Origin of the sequence: Pseudomonas sp. CM27 (genome assembly GCF_013179515.1) — a bacterium.
In the GTDB taxonomy this organism is placed as follows: Bacteria; Pseudomonadota; Gammaproteobacteria; order Pseudomonadales; family Pseudomonadaceae; genus Aquipseudomonas.
In genome coordinates this window covers 1-17,678 of record NZ_JABMCN010000116.1, presented here as the reverse complement: position 1 = coordinate 17,678, position 17,678 = coordinate 1, and the positions used below count along the sequence as shown (strand labels likewise).

Here is a 17,678-nt window from a genome sequence, read left to right as displayed (position 1 = left end):
GCGCAGCTATAAAGAGGTCCTGCGTGAGACCAAGCCCATGCAGGTCGGTGGACGCTGGCGTGGCCTGGCGCTTTCGGCCACGCTGACAATATTGGGTATCGTCGCTTCGGTGATGACCGGTGGCGCCGCCTCGGTGCTCTTCGCCGCGATGACGGTCTGCTCGGTACTCTCGTTCAGCTTCGAGGTGGCCTCTGTATTGACGGAGGAGTCCCACCCTGAACTGTCCAGGAAGCTAGGCTATGCGTCGCTGGCGTTTGCGCTGGCGTCGCTTACTGAAAGTGCGGTGGGCCTGATCAAGAAGCTACCGGCCCTGGTCAAGAACGGGATGCGAGCGGTGCGCCAGGTCGGCAAAAGGGTCTTGCACGCCAAGGATCTTACCAGGCCTCCGACCAGCACCGCGCGCTTCAGCGAGTACGCGATGCAGAACCTTAAGGGCGCTCGCACTTCCACCGAGGCAGTGACACCTGCCCGCCGTGGCATAGGGAACACGCTCAAGGCCAAAGCCAGCCAATTGATCGACTACCTGGGCGAGGCAAACTTCAAGGACCTTCGAGAGGTGGAATATTGGAGTTTAAGGATAACGGGGAAAGCCCAGCACAAGCTTTATCTCCTGAACAACTTCGCGATCCTGCCTCGTCGCGGAACAGCAGCCGCCTTGGTAGTAGACAAGGCGATCGAAACCTACATTGCAACCAGCTCCATCATCGCACTCTCAAGCAATGATGCGTCAGACCCCGTCACGCCATGGGGACGTTACACCGTAAAGGTAGAGCAGATGTACAGTTGGGGCCAAAAAGGTCGTGGGCATCTGCTGCAATAGTTCCAGGAAGATTATCGCTTGCTACCGATCATGCAACATGCGGCAGACGTGAAATGCGACAGTACTAAAGTACATTTCAAATGGTCAGCCTTTTTATTGATACCTTAGCGTCAAATCCAACCAGGAGCGATAAACATGAGCGATATAAAGACGGCAAAAGTCAAGATGTACAATGCCTCACTGAAAGCGGGCTTCCTCGACTACGAGATCGAAGATGAAGATGTCATCCTGGCTGAGGAGGCAGTGGGATCGCTAAACTTGAAAAATGGTGACATGGTGAGATTCACAGTAGTAAAAAAAGGCAGCAGGCACTACGCCACCAATGTAGAGCTTACGTAATTACGCAAAGCCAGTGTCAGACGGCAGATCGGCGAACACGCTCGCCCAACCGCCCCGGCCTGCATTGACACTTCGCGGCTGATAGGCGCTAGCTGAGGGACCTGGTGTGGTGTTGCGCAAACACCTTGCCAGGTATCCTCGCTTACTCCCTGCCCATAGCCAGATTGTGTAGCCGGCCTACCTGGTCTGCTCCGTGCGATGTTTGCTGCATCTGGTCTCGCTCCCCGCCATGAACAAATCTTCATGTTGCCCGTCAGCGCCCTGATCACGGGCTACCCAGCCAATATCAGGCTGACGCCCCCCGCCACTCGCCTTGAGGGTGCAGTAGGTGTTGCGTAGCATCCCCGGCCCGATCGCGCGCCCGCACGGCGCGATACCTTGCAAAAACGAGCCACCGATGCCGCAACCCATCCCCCTCAAGGACCACGAAAAGGAAAAGCACCTGGTCAACCGCCGGCTTCTCGCCTGCGCCGCCCTGGTGTTCAGCCTGGTCTGTGTACTGGTGGGCCGGCTCTACGTGCTCCAGGTGCTGCAACACGACCAGCAGACCGCCGTGTCGGAAAACAATCGCGTGCACGTGCTGCCCATCGCCCCTGAACGCGGGCTGATCTACGACCGCAACGGCGTGGTGCTGGCCGACAACAAGCCCAGCTTCGACCTGACCATGACCCGCGAGCGGGCCGGCGGCGACTCGGCCAAGGTGCTCGATACCCTGGCGCAGGTGCTGGGCCTGAACGAAGATGACCGCAAGCAGTTCGACAAGGACCTGCGGCGCGGGCGCAAACCGTTCGAGCCGGTTACCTTGATGGTCGGGCTGAGCGAAGAGCAGATCGCCCTGGTGGCAGTCAACCAGTTCCGCCTGCCAGGCCTGGATGTCGAGCCGCAGTTCATTCGCGAATACCCGTTGGCCGAGCATTTTGCCCACTCGGTGGGGTATGTGGGGCGCATCAACGAGCGCGAAACCAAGACCCTCGACAGCACCGAATACCGCGGTACCCAGTCGATCGGCAAGACCGGCATCGAGCACTTCTACGAAAGCCAGTTGCACGGCCATGTGGGCTACGAGGAAGTCGAGACCAACGCCCAGGGCCGGGTAATGCGCGTGCTCAACCACAAGGCGCCTACACCGGGGCAGGACATTGTCCTGACCCTGGACTCGCACCTGCAGGTGGCTGCGGAGAAAGCCCTGGGCGACCGCCGTGGCTCGGTGGTGGTACTGGACCCGGCCAACGGCGATGTACTGGCGATGGTCAGCAACCCCAGCTTCGACCCCAACCTGTTCGTCAAGGGCATCAGCTTCAAACAGTACGCCGCCTTGCGCGACTCCATCGACCGCCCGCTGTTCAACCGCGTGCTGCGCGGCCTGTATGCGCCCGGCTCGACAGTGAAGCCGGAAGTGGCCATCGCTGGCCTCGACAGCGGCGTGATCACCCCGGGCAGCCGGGTGTTCGACCCGGGCTACTACGAGCTGCCCAACTACGAGCACAAGTACCGCAACTGGAACCGCAGTGGGGACGGCTGGGTAGACATGTACACCGCGATCATGCGGTCCAACGACACCTACTTCTACGACCTGGCGCACAAGCTGGGCATCGACCGCCTGCACGACTACATGGCCGAGTTCGGCCTGGGCCAGAAGGTCTCGCTGGACATGTTCGAGGAGGCTTCCGGGCTGATGCCGTCGGCCCAGTGGAAGCGCGCCACGCGGCGCCAGGCGTGGTTCCCGGGTGAGACGCTGATCCTTGGTATTGGCCAGGGTTATATGCAGGTGACCCCGTTGCAGCTGGCCCAGGCCACCAGCCTGCTGGCGAGCAAGGGTGTGTGGCACCGCCCGCACCTGGCCATGACGGTGGGCGGCGATACGCCGGTGGACCCCAACCCGATGCCCAATATCGTGCTGCATGACAAGCATGCCTGGGACCAGGTCAGCCAGGGCATGCAGATGGTCATGCACGACCCGCGCGGCATCGCCCGCGCCGCTGCGGCCGGGGCGCAGTACCGGATTGCCGGCAAGAGCGGCACCGCACAGGTGGTGGCGATCAAGCAGGGCGAGCGCTACAACCGCAACAAGACCCTCGAACGGCACCGCGACAACGCCCTGTTCGTCGGATTTGCGCCGGCCGACCACCCCAGCGTTGTAGTGGCGGTGATGATCGAGAACGGCGAAGCCGGTGGCCGGGTGGCAGGGCCGGTGGTGCGCGAGGTGATGGATGCCTACCTGCTGGATGAACAGGGGCATCTGAAGCCGGAGTTTGCGGGCGGGGCAAGCGCAAAGGGCGTGCCGCACACTTAGGGGCGCTCCTCAAGCCGCCCCCCCCCCCCCTGCACCCAACCCCCAGCCAAAACATCCCATTCCCCGTCCCTCCCGTCATAGTCCCCCCGCCCCCCCAATGCCATAGTGGAGAAAACAACACGGATAAAAATCCCATGTACAGAAACACCGCTACCCCCGCGGACGACAACGGTTGCGGCTGGTTCCACCTCAGCCCCGAGCGCCAGCCCCGCGCCGCACACCGAGGGCGGAGCGAGGCACGCTGGGTGGTGCTGGGCGCGGGCTTCACCGGCCTTGCCGCAGCGCGGCAACTGGCGCTGCACCACCCCGACGACGAAATCATCCTGGTCGATGCCCAGGAGGTCGGCTTCGGCGCCTCGGGACGCAACTCGGGCTTCGCCATCGACCTGCCCCACGACATCGGTGCCCCCGACTACATCGGTGACCTGGCCACCGCCAGGATGAACCTCAAGCTCAACCTGCGCGCCCAGTCGATCCTGCGCGGGCTGATCAACCAGCACGGCATCGACTGCCAGATCCGCCCGGACGGCAAGTACCAGGCCGCCGTCGAAGACAAGGGCCTGGCCGTGCTGGAAGCCTACCGCAGCGGCCTGGAAAAACTCGGCCAGCCCTACCAGATGATCGATGCCCGCGACCTGCCCGGGCACGTCGGCACCCCGTTCTACCGCAAGGCGCTGTACACCCCGGGCACCCAGCTGTTGCAACCTGCCGCCCTGGCCAAGGGCCTGGCCGAAAGCCTGCCAGGCAACGTGACCCTGCACGAACGCACCACCATCACCCACATCGAGCAGGGCCGCCGCATCACCCTCAAGCACGCCAACGGCGAGATCATCGCCGACCAGTTGCTGCTGACCAACAACGCCTTCGCCTCGCACTTCGGCTTCCTGCCCGGCCGCCTGCTGCCGATCTTCACCTACGCCAGCATGACCCGCCCGCTGACCGAAGCAGAACAGGCCCGTCTGGGCGGCAAGGCCACCTGGGGCATCATCCCCGCCGACCCGTTCGGCAGCACCCTGCGGCGCACGCCGGACCAGCGCCTGCTGGTGCGCAACAGCTTCAGCTTCAACGCCGATGGGCGCGCCCACCCGCGCCATATTGCCCGCGCCGGGCGCCAGCACCGCGACGCGTTCGAGCGGCGCTTCCCGATGCTGTCGGGCATGCCATTCGAATACACCTGGGGCGGCTCGATGTGCCTGTCGCGCAACCACCTGTCGCACTTCGGCACCCTCGCCCCCAACGTGCATGCCGCGCTGTGCTGCAATGGCCTGGGCATCACCCGTGGCACCGCCACCGGCACCCTGCTGGCCGACTGGCTGTGCGGCGAGCGTGATGAGCTGATCGACTTTCTGCTGGGCTCCAAAGGGCCCAACCGCAACCCGCCGGAACCGCTGCTGAGCGTGGGCGTGAACCTCAACCTGCATTGGGGCCAGCGCCGCGCCGGCCTGGAAAGCTGACAAGGAGACACCATGCACAGCCTGGGCATTCTAGGGGTGGGCGAGCTCACCGAAAAAGTGGTCATCGGCCTGCGCCGCAGCGGTTTCGATGGCCCCATTCTGCTTTCTCCGCGCAATGCCGACCGGGCCGCCATGCTGGCCCGTGAACATGCTTGTCAGGTGCTGCCGAGCAACCAGGCCGTGGTGGACCAGGCCGAGCTGGTGCTGATCGGCGTACGCCCGCATTCGTTGGCCGAACTGGCCGAGGAAATCAGCCTGCGCCCCGGCCAGCGCCTGGTGTCGCTGGCCGCCGGGATCAGCCTGGCGCAGCTGGCGAGCGCGTTTCCCGGTGCGCTCTGCGTGCGTGCGATGCTGTCGTACGCAGCGCAATATAACCAGTCCACCGTCGTGGTCTGCCCGCCCGACGCACTCACCACCGAATACCTGGCGCCCTTGGGCAAGCTGGTGGTGCTGCACGGCGAGCCCGAGTTCGAGTTGGCCACGGTGGCGGCGTGCATGAATGGCTGGTTCTACTTCCTGCTCCACGACCTGCAGCAATGGCTGATGGACAAAGGCCTGCCAGCGGCCGAGGCACGGGCGCTGGTGCTGGGCAATCTGCAGGACTGCGTGGCCAGCGCGGGGCAGCAGCCGGAGTACACGCTCAAGGCCCTTGGACAGGCCATTGCCACCCCGGGCACCTTCACTGCGGATGGACTGGCGGTGCTGATGCATCAGCCGGTGAGCGCGACCTGGGGAGCCGCGTGCGAAGTGGTGCTGGATGCACTGTTGACCCGTTCGCAGTTGGCTGGATCGAAGTAGAGGCCAGCTCTCAGCCACGCAACTGGTACCAGGTGGTCTTGAGCTGCGAATACTTGTCGAACGAATGCAGCGACAGGTCGCGGCCGAATCCGGACTGTTTACCACCGCCAAACGGCACCGTGACATCCAGCGCATCGACCGTGTTCACCGACACGGTGCCTGCCTTCAGCGCCCGCGCCACCCGGTGCACCTGGTTGAAGTCGTCGCTCCACACCGAGGCCGCCAGGCCGTAGATGCTGTCGTTGGCCAGGCGCACCGCCTGCTCCTCGGTGTCGAAGGCGCTCACCGCCAGTACCGGCCCGAAGACCTCCTCTTGCGCCAGGCTCATGCAGCGCTCGACACCGGCAAAAATGGTCGGCTCGATGTAGTTGTCCGAACCGGCGATGGTCAGCCGCCGCCCACCGCACAGCAACCGCGCCCCTTCCTGCCCGGCTCGAGCGATGGCCGCTTCGATCCGGCCCGTCTGCCCGGCGTCGACGATGGCCCCGGCACGGCTCGCGGGGTCCAGCGGATTACCCGGCAGCCACTGGCGGGCCTTGGCCTGCAGGCGCTCGATGAACTCATCATGGATGGAGCGCTGCACATACAGCCGCGAGTTGGCCGAACACACCTCACCCTGGTTGAAGAAGATGCCGAACGCCGCCTTTTCCGCCGCCAGGTCCAAGTCCTGGCAGTTCTCGAACACCAGGTTGGGGCTTTTGCCGCCGCACTCCAGCCATACCTGCTTGAGGTTGGACTGGGCCGAGTACTGCATGAAGTACTTGCCCACCTGGGTGGAGCCGGTGAACACCAGGCAATCCACATCCGGGTGTAGCCCCAGCGCCTGCCCGGCCTGCTCGCCCAGGCCCGGCACCACGTTCAGTACCCCTTCCGGCAACCCGGCCTGCAGCGCCAGCTGGGCCAGGCGCAGGGCCGAGAACGGCGACTGCTCGGCGGGCTTGAGCACCACGCTGTTGCCGGCGGCCAATGCCGGGGCAAGCTTCCAGGCGGCCATGTCGAGCGGGAAGTTCCACGGGACCACCGCAGCGACCACGCCCAAGGCCTCCCGGGTGATGGTGGCGAGGGCATTGGCTGCGGTAGGCGCTACCTGGTCGTATAGCTTGTCCAGCGCCTCGCCGTACCAAGCGAACACATGTGCCGAGCCCGGTACGTCGATGTTGTAGGCGTCCATGACCGGCTTGCCCATGTTCAGCGAGTCCAGCAGGGCCAGCTCTTCACGATGGGCCATGATCAGCTCGGCCAGGCGCAACAGTACTTTCTTGCGCTCGGTCGGGGCCATGCGCGGCCAGGGGCCTTGCTCGAAGGCCCGACGGGCGCTGGCGACGGCCAGGTCGACCTCGGCCTGGCCGCAGGCGGCGACCTGTGCCAGGACCTGGTTTGTGGCGGGGTTGATGGCGGCGAACGTTGCGCCGCCCTGTGCGTTGACGGCTTTGCCGTCGATCAGCGCGCAGGCGGGAAGATACAGGTCCGAGGCGCGTTGTTGCCAGAATTCGAGGGTGTACATTTGTACTCCAGGTAACCGCCATCGCGGTCTCTGTTGCTCATAAGGTGCAGTTTTCGTACAGCCCTGTGGAAGCGGGTTTACCCGCGGGCACCAGCAAAGCCGGTGCCACACACCGCGTCGCATTCTTCGCGGGTGAACCCGCTCCCACAGGGGTGGCGGTGGGCTTGCGGATGGTCAGAGCCTGCCGACCAGGCGCGCGGTACGGTCCACGGCGATGCGGGTCTTTTCGACCAGCTCGTCCAGCTCGCCATGGCTGGCGATCAGCGCCGGGGCCATGATCATCCGGCCGAGGGTGGAGCGAATGATCACCCCTTCCTCGAAGCCGAAGGTGCGGCATTGCCAGGCCAGGTCGTTCTCGTTGGCAAAGCGCTTGCGCGTCGGCTTGTGTTCGGCAAACTGCAGCGCTGCCACCAGCCCGGCACCCTGCACCTGGCCGATCAACGGGTGATCGGAAAACACCTCGCGCAAGATGCGCTGCAGGTACGGCCCGGTGTCTTCCTTCACCTGGCGCACGATGCCTTCGTCACGCAGTGCCTTCAGGTTGGCCACCGCCACCGCCGCCGCCACCGGGTGCCCGGAATAGGTCAGGCCGTGGGCAAACACCCCGCCGCGCTCGACCAGCGCCTCGGCAATGCGCTTGCTCAGCACCAGCCCACCCATGGGCACGTAGCCGCTGGTCAGGCCCTTGGCGATCGACAGCGTGTCGGGCTCGAAGCCGAAGTACTCATGGGCGAACCATTCACCGGTGCGGCCAAAGCCACCAATCACCTCGTCGGCACACAGCAGCACGTCGTACTGGCGGCAGATGCGCTGGATTTCCGGCCAGTAACTTTCCGGCGGGAAGATCATGCCACCGGCACCCTGGAACGGTTCGGCGATAAAGCCTGCTACGTTCTCGGCGCCCAGTTCGAGGATCTTTGCTTCCAGCTGCAGCGCGCAGCGGCGGCCGAACTCGGCCGGGGTCAGCTCGCCGCCCTCGGCGTACCAGTACGGCTCGTCGATGTGCGCCACATCCGGGATCAGCCCGCCCATTTCGTGCATGAACTTCATGCCGCCCAGCGCCGTGGCCGCCAAGGTCGAGCCGTGGTAGCCGTTCCAGCGGCCGATCATGATCTTCTTGGTCGGCTGGCCGACGACTTGCCAGTAGCGGCGCACGGTACGGATCAGCACCTCATTGGCTTCGGAGCCTGAGTTGGTGTAGATCGCGTGGCTATAGTGCCCGGGCAGCAAGCTGAACAGCAGTTCGGACAGTTCGATCACCGCCGGGTGAGTGGTGTGGAAGAACATGTTGTAGTAGGCCAGCTGGTCCATCTGCGCGGCAGCGGCGGCGGTCAGGTCGCGGCGGCCGTAGCCGAGCTGGGTGCACCACAGGCCCGACATGCCATCCAGGTAGCGCTTGCCCTCGCTGTCCCACAGGTGCAGGCGTTCGCCACCCACGATCACCCGCGGCCCTTCGGCGTTCAGCGCCTTCTGGTCGAGGAAGGCATGGATGTGGTGCGCGGCATCGGCTGCCTGGTAGTCACGGGTCTGGCGTTGCGGGGCGAAAGGCGCATTCATTGTTGGTTTTCCTTTGCGGTGGGGTTGCAGGGCAGCTGGCGCTCAGCGCAGCTTGCCCATGTAGCTTTCCAGCGGGTCCCTGCCCAGCACGCCCTGGGCATTGGCCAGCGCGTCGATGAACAGGGAAAACAGCTCGGACTGGGTACCGATGTCGAGCTTGGCGTAGACGTTCTTGCGGTGCGACTTGATGGTGTCTTCCGACACCCCCAGGCGCTCGGCCAGCGACCTGGTGGAGTGGCCACGCAGGATCAGCTGGGCGATACGGCATTCACGTTCGGTCAGCAGCGAGCTGCCAAAGTTGTTCAGGGCCGCGTGGATGCGTTGCTCGAGGATGTTCTCGAATCGCCCGGCACGGCTGTCGAGCCCGGCAAAGTGCTTGCCGAGCACCGCCAGCACCCAGGGCGTGATGCGCCCGAACAATTCGCGGCTGTGCCCGTCGAGCTTGTCGGTGAACGCCAGCGACACCGCCAGGCTGTGCCCTGGCGCCACCTGCAGGATGTAGTTGAGCTCATCCTCCAGGTGCGAGTGGCGGTAGAACGACTGGTAGTACTCACTGACCTCGAAATGGTCGGGCGCTATGTCGAACAGGCCGTAGCAGCCCGATTCGACCTGCTCCACGCAGGCACCGTAGAACGGGTCGAGCAGGTAGAAGCCGGACAGGTAGCGGCTGACATTGCCCTCGGGTTGCCAAGGCGCCTTGTCGTCCTGCTCGAACAGCGCGCTGGGCATGCCAGCCTGCGGGTACAGGTATACCGTGGTGGCCTGGATAGGCCGGATCACGCCAAGCGCCGCAAACAGGGTGGCGGCAAAGCCCGGCCGGCCGATGGCCTCGGTGACCTTGGCCAGGTGCTCGAACCACGGTTGCGAAAGCAATTGATCAGTCACTTTGGGCCTGCCGTATCAAGTAAGGCACCGCCGCCAGTGCGGTGCGTTGTTGGCCAGATACTCCCATGGCGCCGCGAACACCGAAATCACCCTTTGGGGTGAGCAGCTGCGCTGCTGCCTGGGGCTTCACACAGCTCACCCCAAAGGGTGATTCCGGGTGCCTGCGGGGTGTGGGAGCATCAAACCGCCCCAGCGCTGCGAGCCACCCGCTCGACCTCCTTGCACTACACCCACCGGTAGCGAGCCAGCTCGCGTACTGCGGTGTGCTGCATCCCTTTCCAGGAGCTAGCCATGCATACAACAACAAGTACAGCCCATACCGCCGCCCCGCATGCCCCGTCACTACCCGCCGCCAGCACCGGGCGCTTGCGCAAGTCCATGGGCATGACCGCCCTGGTCCTGTTCGGCCTCGCCTACATGGTGCCCCTGGCAGTGTTCACCACCTACGGGCTGGTCACCCAGATGACCAAAGGGCACTTGCCCACCGCCTACCTGCTGACCCTCGCCGCCATGCTGCTGACCGCCTACAGCTACGGCCGCATGGTCCAGGCCCACCCCTACTCCGGCTCGGTCTACACCTACACGCGCAAGGCCTTCGGCAGCCATATCGGCTTTATTGCCGGCTGGACACTGCTGCTCGACTACATCTTCCTGCCGCTGCTCAGCTACCTGCTGATCGGCATCTACATGTCGGAGTACTTCCCGTCCATCCACGCGTGGGTGTGGGTGGCGGGCTCGATTGCCCTGGTCACCTTGCTGAACCTGATCGGCATCGAGTCGATCACCCGGGTCAACTGGATCCTGGTGGTGGTGCAACTGGTGTTCATCATCGTGTTCGTCGCCTTGTCCATCCACAACCTCAGCGGACAGGCGGAGCCGGTGTCGCTGCTGGCGCCTTTCCATCACGACGGTTTCAGCGTGCCGTTGATCATGACCGGCGCTGCCGTGCTATGCCTGTCGTTCCTGGGCTTCGATGCGGTGTCGACCATGGCCGAGGAAACCAGCAACCCGACCTACCGTATTCCCGTGGCGATCCTCGCCGTGTCGCTGATTGGCGGCTTGCTGTTCCTGGTAGTGTCGTACTGCGCGCAGATGGTGTTCCCCGACTGGGGCAGCTTCGCCGACCCGGACTCGGCCTCGGTGGACGTGATGCGCCGAGTGGGTGGCGAACTGCTGGTTACCGCCTTCACCGCCACCTACGTGGCCGGTTGCTTTGCCTCGGCCATGGTCTCGCAGGCCAGCGTGTCGCGGGTGCTGTTCGCCATGGGCCGCGACGGTGCGCTGCCTCGGGTGTTCGGCCAGCTGGCGACTAAAAAGCGCGTGCCGGCCACGGCTATCCTGCTGGTCAGCCTGCTGTCGCTGATCGCGTTGGTGATTACCCTGGACACCGTCGCCAACATGATCAGCTTTGGCGCGCTGTTCGCTTTCTCGGCGGTGAACCTGGCGGTGGTCAAGCACTACCTGGTCGACCAGAAGCTGCGTGGGGGCCGTAATGTGCTGCTGTATGGCGCGATTCCGGGCCTGGGTTTTCTCAGCACCCTATGGCTGTGGAGCAGCCTGACCAGTCTGTCGTTCACCATTGGCTTGTGCTGGATGGGCATGGGCCTGGTGGTGCTGATGGGGCTGACCCGGGCGTTTCGGGTGAAGCTGCCGGAGCTGCAGCTGGCCGATTAGCGCCTGAATAATCCGGCCCTGGGTGTGCGGCGATAACGATTTGTTATCGCCTGATCGGCATTAATCATTATTCAGCCTCCCATGGGTGCCCTACAGTCCCAGCTCAACGACTGTCACTGCCCAAGGGAGACGAAATGTCCATCGAACATCGCCTGAACCACATCGCCGGCCAACTCCGCGGCAACGGTGAGGTGCTGCTGAACAGCGTCGACGCCCACACGGGCGCACCGCTGCCCTTCGCTTTCCATCAGGCCACCGGCGACGAAGTCGAAGCCGCCGTGTTGGCTGCGGAGGCCGCCTACCCGGCTTACCGCGCTACCGGCCCGGCCCAACGCGCCGCCTTCCTTGAAGCCATCGCCAACGAACTGGATGCGCTGGGCGATGACTTCATCCAGCACGTGATGCAGGAAACCGCCCTGCCGCAAGCGCGTATCCGCGGTGAGCGTGCCCGCACCAGCAACCAGCTGCGCCTGTTTGCCGAAGTGGTGCGCCGTGGCGACTTCTACGCTGCGCGCATCGACCGCGCCCTGCCCCAACGTGCCCCGCTGCCTCGCCCCGACCTGCGCCAGTACCGCATTGGCGTCGGCCCGGTGGCGGTGTTCGGTGCCAGCAACTTCCCGCTGGCCTTCTCCACTGCAGGCGGTGACACCGCCTCGGCGCTGGCCGCAGGCTGCCCGGTAGTATTCAAGGCGCACAGCGGGCACATGCTGACGGCCGCCCATGTGGCCGCAGCCATCGACCGCGCAGTCGCCAGCAGCGGCGTGCCGGCAGGCGTATTCAACATGATCTACGGCGCCGGGGTCGGTGAGGCGCTGGTCAAGCACCCGGCCATCCAGGCGGTCGGTTTCACCGGTTCGTTACGCGGTGGCCGTGCCCTGTGCGACATGGCCGCGGCCCGCCCGCAGCCGATCCCGGTGTTCGCCGAAATGAGCAGCATCAACCCGGTCATCGTCCTGCCCCAGGCGCTGCAGGTTCGTGGTGAGCAAGTGGCCAGCGAGCTGGCCGCTTCGGTGGTGCTGGGTTGCGGGCAGTTCTGCACCAACCCGGGCCTGGTGGTGGGCATCAAGTCGCCGCAGTTCGAGCACTTCGTGCAAACGCTGACAGCCCATATGGCCGACCAGGGTCCACAGACCATGCTCAACGCCGGCACCCTGCGCAGTTATCAGACCGGCGTGCAGCACTTGTTGGCACACCCGGGCGTCCAGCACCTGGCCGGGCAACCGCAAACCGGCCAGCAGGCCCAGCCGCAGTTGTTCAAGGCCGATGTAAGCCTGCTGCTGAACGGTGACCCGCTGCTGCAGGAAGAAGTGTTCGGCCCGACCACCGTGGTGGTGGAAGTGGCCGATGCACGGGCATTGGGCGAGGCGCTGCGCCACCTGCAAGGCCAGCTGACCGCCACCCTGATTGCCGAGCCTGAGGACCTGCAGGCATTCGCCTCGCTGGTGCCGTTGCTGGAGCGCAAGGCCGGGCGCCTGCTGCTGAACGGCTACCCGACCGGTGTCGAGGTGTCTGACGCGATGGTGCATGGCGGGCCTTACCCGGCCACCTCCGACGCCCGTGGCACCTCGGTGGGGACCCTGGCTATCGACCGTTTCCTGCGGCCGGTGTGCTTCCAGAACTACCCGGATGCGCTGCTGCCGGATGCCCTGAAAAACGACAACCCGCTGGGGATCGCGCGGTTGCTGGATGGAGTGAGCAGCCGCGGGACTGTTTGATATGAGCTGACCTGTACCGGCCTCTTTACGGGTTCACCCGCGAAGAGACCGGTACAGGAATAGGCCATTGATGAATTTTCCTGGTCGAGATTCAATATACAGCTCGAACACTGGAATCCAGTTCATCAAAAAGGCCGGCCATGTATTCCTCCGAACGCCTCAAAGGCATCGACGTCTTCGTCGCCGTTGCTGACCTGGGCAGCTTCACCGCCGCCGCCGAGCGGCTGAACCTGACCAGCTCGGCCGTCAGCAAGAGCGTGGCCCGCCTGGAGGCTCGCCTGGGTGCGCGCCTGTTCAACCGCACCACCCGCAGCTTGGCACTCACCGAAGCCGGCAGCGTCTTCTACCGCACCTGCACGTCGGTGCTGGCTGACCTGGAAGAGGTCGAACACGCCATCGTCGCCACCGACAACCAACCCCACGGCAAGGTGCGAATCGAGCTGCCCGCCTCTTACGGGCGCCTGCATGTGCTGCCGCTGATCCTGGATTTCATGCGCCTGCACCCCCTGCTGCAACCGCATGTGTCGTTCTCCGACCGTTTCGTCGACCCGGTGCACGAAGGCATCGACATCGTGGTGCGCATCGGCGGCCCGGATACCTGGCCGGCAGCGCTTGGCCACCAGTATTTCGGGGCTCAGCGCCTGGTGTTCTGCGCCTCACCTGGCTACCTGGCAACGCAGGGTGTGCCGCGCACCGAACGCGACCTCGAGCACCACCACTGTGTAGGCTATGGGAACACCGACGGCGGGGTCAGCCCGTGGTTCTTCAAGGGCCGCCAGCCTGGGGAAATGGAGCGTCGCAGCGTTCAGCCACGGATCGCGGTGGGCGACGGCGAGGGCGAAGTGGCGGCAGTGCTGGCCGGCCATGGCATCGGCCAGCTGCCCACCTGGCTGACCCAGCAACACCTCGATCAGGGGCGCCTGGTCGAGGTGTTGCCAGCGCTGGCGACCGATGGCCTGCCCATGAACCTGGTGTGGCTGAAAAGCCGCGAAGGGCTGCCCAAGGTCCGCGCCTTGCTCGACTACCTGCTACCGCGCCTCGCCCCTCACGGCACTCGGGCCAGCGTACCCGGCTGACGGGTCAGCTTGCCGAGCACTGCCACCAGGCCCAGCCCCGACAGCGCCACGCCTGCGGCCACGTAGCCCAGGTACTCGATACCCAGGCCCGGGATGGTCACGCCACCGATCACCGCGCCCAGGCCAATGCCGGCGTTGGCCGCCGAAACATTGGTGCTGCCCGCCAATGCCTGGGAATGTGTCACCGCACTCATCACGCGCACCTGGCTGATCGGGTACAGCGCGGTATTGGCAATGCCCCACAGCGCCAGTGCCAGGCAGAACACCAGGCCGGCATGGGCCAGCGGCACGATCGCCGCCATGCCGATGGCCAGCAGCACCAGGAACAGCGCGGTTGCCCCGAGCGGCGAACGGTCCACCGCCCGCCCGCCGATCCAGTTGCCTGCCAGGCCGACCGCGCCAAAGCCCATCAGCCACCAGCCGGTATGCCCCGGGGCGACACCTGCAACGCGTTCCAGCATGTCGGCGAGGTAGGTGTAACCAGTGAACATGGCCGTGAATACCACCACCGACAGCAACACGTTGGCGAGGAAATTGCGCTCACGAAAAATACGCGCCTGTTGCTTGAAGTCGACCTTTGCCGTGCGGGTCACCGACGGCATCCACACCAGCATGGCCAGGGCCATGATCAGCGACAAGCCTGCCAACGCCCAGAATGCCGCGCGCCAGCCGATGGCGTTGGCCGCGACGGTACCCAGGGGGATACCCAGCAGCATGGCTGCCGAAATCCCCAGGTACACCTTGGACACGGCCTGCCCCGCCTTGTGCGGCCCGGCCAGCTGCCCGGCTGTTTCACTGGCCGTGCCCCAGAACACAGGCAGCGCCAACGCTGGCATGACCCGGGCGATGGCCAGCACCCAGAAGCTGGTCGAGGCAGCAGCCAGGGCATTGGCGCCGGCGAACAGCAGCAGTATGGCGATGAACAGCCTTTTACGGTCCAGGTGCGATAGCGCCGCCGTCAGGGGCGGGCCGGCAACCATCACCGTGAAGGCGAACAGCGTGACCAGTTGCCCGGCAGCCGAGATCGAGATGCCAAGGTCGCGGCCAAGCGCGGGCAACAGGCCGACGATGAGGAACTCGGTGGTCACGATCAGAAAGGCCGAGAACGCCAGGATGGCAATGCTGACGCCGGCGTTCTGCGCCGTCGCGGCCCCCGTGGCGGTAGGTTGATAAACGGACATCAAGACAAACTCCAAAACTGATGCCGGCAGTCTATTCGTTATCCTGATTCCGATTGCTGGCCAATTTTCCATTGTTTTACGACATGGATTCACCAATTACCGGGCCCTGTATACAATCAAAAGCAACTCTGGTTACATGGCTCTGCGCCTACGACTCCGGCAAACGCCGCTGCGTATTGCGCAGGCACAGGTTATGCCCAAGACTTTATTGGTAAAGAACGCCGAGCTTCTGGTGACCATGGACGGCGAACGCCGGGAAATCAAAAACGGCGGTATGTACATCGAAGACAACCTGATCAGGCAGGTCGGCCCCAGCGAAACCCTCCCCCAGCAGGCCGATGTCATTCTGGACATGGCCGGCAAGGTGGTCATCCCCGGCCTGGTCAACACCCACCATCACATGTATCAGAGCCTCACCCGCGTGGTGCCGGCGGCGCAGGACGGCGAGCTGTTCAACTGGCTGACCAACCTGTACCCGATCTGGGCACGGCTGACTCCGGAAATGATCGCGGTGTCGACCCAGACCGCCATGGCCGAACTGATCCTGTCCGGTTGCACCACCTCCAGCGACCACCTGTACATCTACCCCAACGGCTGCAAGCTCGACGACAGCATCCATGCCGCCGCCGAAATCGGCATGCGCTTCCACGCCGCGCGCGGCAGCATGAGCGTGGGCCAGAGCCAGGGCGGGCTGCCGCCAGACTCGGTGGTGGAGAAGGAAAGCGACATCCTCAAGGAATCCCAGCGCCTGATCGAGGACTACCACGATGCCAGCCACGGCTCGATGCGCCGCATCGTGGTGGCGCCCTGCTCACCGTTCTCGGTCAGCCGTGACCTGATGCGCGAAGCGGCGGTACTGGCACGTCAGTACGGGGTGTCATTGCACACCCACCTGGCCGAGAACGTCAACGACATCGCCTACAGCCGCGAAAAGTTCGGCATGACCCCCGCCGAATACGCCGAAGACCTCGGCTGGGTCGGCCACGATGTGTGGCACGCCCACTGTGTGCAGCTCGACCAGCATGGCATCGAGCTGTTCGCCCGTACCGGCACCGGCGTGGCCCATTGCCCTTGTTCGAACATGCGCCTGGCCTCGGGCATCGCCCCGGTGCGCAAGATGCGCGACCACGGTGTACCGGTGGGCCTGGGTGTCGACGGTTCGGCATCCAACGACGGCGCCAGCATGATCGGTGAAGTGCGTCAGGCCTTGTTGCTGCAACGGGTAGGTTTCGGCCCCGATGCGATGACGGCGCGCGAGGCCCTGGAGATCGCCACCCTGGGTGGCGCCAAGGTGCTCAACCGCAATGACATCGGCGCCTTGGCGCCGGGGATGGTGGCCGACTTCGTCGCCTTCGATCTGGGCCACGTGGCCTATGCCGGTGGCCATCATGACCCGCTGGCGGCGCTGGTGTTCTGTACGCCGACGCAGGTGCACACCAGCGTGATCAATGGGCGGGTGGTGGTGAAGGATGGGCAGTTGGCTACGGTCGACCTGCCGCGGGTGCTGGAGCGGCATAACCAGCTGGCGCGGCGGTTGGTTGGGGGCGAGTAGGCGGCTGCGTCACCGGTAGGGCCCACTAGGGTAACGCGTCTGGGCTGACAGGTGTATGCCATAACATATGCAGCGCCTATGAGATCGAGCGCCGCGTGGGCGGCGCTCGATCTCATAGGCGCTGCATATCTTGTGGCAAACACCTGCAACACCGGCGCACGAGTACCGCTCTTTCAGCTCCATGCCCTCGCCCAGCCAATCCGCTATCCTGAGCACTCCCCCGCCCCGGACCGCCCCATGGAACTGCACATCCGCCTGGAAGGCCGCAAAGGCCTCGCCGACCAGCTCTACCAGCAACTGCGCGCCGGTATCGACAGCGGCCACCTGGCCGCCGGCACCCAGCTGCCGCCAACCCGCCTGCTGGCCGAGCAACTGGGCGTGTCACGCAAGACCGTGGCCGAGGCCTACTCGCGCCTTACCTACGACAACCTGCTCAGCGGCGTGGTCGGCCGTGGCACCTTCATCACCCCGCGCCTGCCCCTGCGTAGCAGCGAATCTGCGGCCATCCCCCTGGCCGGTGCTGCGTCCCTCGAACGCTGGCAGCAACGCGCGACAGTGCTTGGCCGGCGCCAGCTGGAAGCGCCGTCGCGCTATGATTTCATCGGCGGCGCATCGAGCAAGGCGCAGTTCCCGTTCGACCAGTGGCGCAGCTGCCTGAACTACGCCCTGCGCCGTAGCCAGCGCCACCCCGATCGGCAGTTCCCGGCCCAGGGCCTGCCAGAGCTGCGCGAAGCCATCGCCCACCACATCGCCTATGCTCGCGGCGTGCACTGCAGCGCAGCCGACCTGCTGGTGTGCAACGGCGCCCAGCAGGCGCTGGACCTGATCGC

Annotated in this window: 14 protein-coding genes; 10 read left to right on the top strand and 4 right to left on the bottom strand. The window is 64.9% G+C overall.

Features of this window, described 5'->3' with window-relative positions; translation table 11 throughout:
- The 5 genes from HP547_RS15715 to HP547_RS15695 form a co-directional block, all read left to right on the top strand.
- Positions 1-820, top strand: an 820-nt coding sequence (locus HP547_RS15715) for a hypothetical protein (RefSeq protein WP_172286768.1), incomplete at its 5' end; no start/stop codon positions are given.
- A 135-nt stretch (positions 821-955) separates the two neighbouring features.
- Positions 956-1,159, top strand: a complete 204-nt coding sequence (locus HP547_RS15710; protein ID WP_172286767.1) for a cold shock domain-containing protein — start codon at positions 956-958, stop codon at positions 1,157-1,159.
- A gap of 397 nt (positions 1,160-1,556) precedes the next feature.
- Positions 1,557-3,452 (top strand): penicillin-binding protein 2, encoded by a 1,896-nt coding sequence (mrdA, locus tag HP547_RS15705; RefSeq protein WP_172286766.1) that lies wholly within the window; start codon positions 1,557-1,559, stop codon positions 3,450-3,452.
- A 134-nt stretch (positions 3,453-3,586) separates the two neighbouring features.
- Positions 3,587-4,906, top strand: coding sequence for an FAD-binding oxidoreductase (locus HP547_RS15700; RefSeq protein WP_172286765.1), 1,320 nt, complete (start codon positions 3,587-3,589; stop codon positions 4,904-4,906).
- Positions 4,907-4,918: 12 nt separating this feature from the next.
- Positions 4,919-5,704, top strand: a complete 786-nt coding sequence (locus HP547_RS15695) for an NAD(P)-binding domain-containing protein (RefSeq protein WP_172286764.1) — start codon at positions 4,919-4,921, stop codon at positions 5,702-5,704.
- A gap of 10 nt (positions 5,705-5,714) precedes the next feature.
- Here HP547_RS15695 and HP547_RS15690 read toward each other — a convergent pair whose 3' ends face one another.
- The 3 genes from HP547_RS15690 to HP547_RS15680 form a co-directional block, all read right to left on the bottom strand.
- Positions 5,715-7,208 (bottom strand): aldehyde dehydrogenase, encoded by a 1,494-nt coding sequence (locus HP547_RS15690; protein WP_172286763.1) that lies wholly within the window; start codon positions 7,206-7,208, stop codon positions 5,715-5,717.
- A 174-nt stretch (positions 7,209-7,382) separates the two neighbouring features.
- Entirely contained in the window at positions 7,383-8,765 is a 1,383-nt protein-coding gene (locus HP547_RS15685) for an aspartate aminotransferase family protein (protein WP_172233082.1), read from the bottom strand.
- A gap of 42 nt (positions 8,766-8,807) precedes the next feature.
- The gene (locus tag HP547_RS15680; RefSeq protein ID WP_172232971.1) at positions 8,808-9,650 is read right to left on the bottom strand and encodes a helix-turn-helix transcriptional regulator; all 843 of its coding nucleotides are present in this window, start codon (positions 9,648-9,650) and stop codon (positions 8,808-8,810) included.
- Positions 9,651-9,941: 291 nt separating this feature from the next.
- Here HP547_RS15680 and HP547_RS15675 point away from each other — a divergent pair, with 291 nt between their 5' ends.
- The 3 genes from HP547_RS15675 (at position 9,942) to HP547_RS15665 (ending at position 14,115) form a co-directional block, all read left to right on the top strand.
- On the top strand, positions 9,942-11,324 hold the full coding sequence (locus HP547_RS15675) for an APC family permease (protein ID WP_172286762.1): 1,383 nt from the start codon (positions 9,942-9,944) through the stop codon (positions 11,322-11,324).
- A 134-nt stretch (positions 11,325-11,458) separates the two neighbouring features.
- Positions 11,459-13,039: an aldehyde dehydrogenase (NADP(+)) gene (locus HP547_RS15670; protein WP_172286761.1), complete on the top strand. Its 1,581-nt coding sequence runs from the start codon at positions 11,459-11,461 to the stop codon at positions 13,037-13,039.
- 140 nt (positions 13,040-13,179) lie between these two features.
- On the top strand, positions 13,180-14,115 hold the full coding sequence (locus tag HP547_RS15665) for a LysR family transcriptional regulator (RefSeq protein WP_172286760.1): 936 nt from the start codon (positions 13,180-13,182) through the stop codon (positions 14,113-14,115).
- Here the strand turns inward: HP547_RS15665 and HP547_RS15660 are convergent.
- Positions 14,085-15,296 (bottom strand): MFS transporter, encoded by a 1,212-nt coding sequence (locus HP547_RS15660; RefSeq protein ID WP_172286759.1) that lies wholly within the window; start codon positions 15,294-15,296, stop codon positions 14,085-14,087. The two genes, HP547_RS15665 and HP547_RS15660, sit on opposite strands and share 31 nt — an antisense overlap.
- Positions 15,297-15,489: 193 nt before the next feature.
- On the opposite strand from HP547_RS15660, the gene HP547_RS15655 reads away from it, so the two are divergent.
- Complete coding sequence (locus tag HP547_RS15655; protein WP_172286758.1) at positions 15,490-16,848, top strand: 8-oxoguanine deaminase; 1,359 nt, start codon at positions 15,490-15,492, stop codon at positions 16,846-16,848.
- A 237-nt stretch (positions 16,849-17,085) separates the two neighbouring features.
- Positions 17,086-17,678, top strand: a 593-nt coding sequence (locus HP547_RS15650) for a GntR family transcriptional regulator (protein WP_172286757.1), incomplete at its 3' end; no start/stop codon positions are given.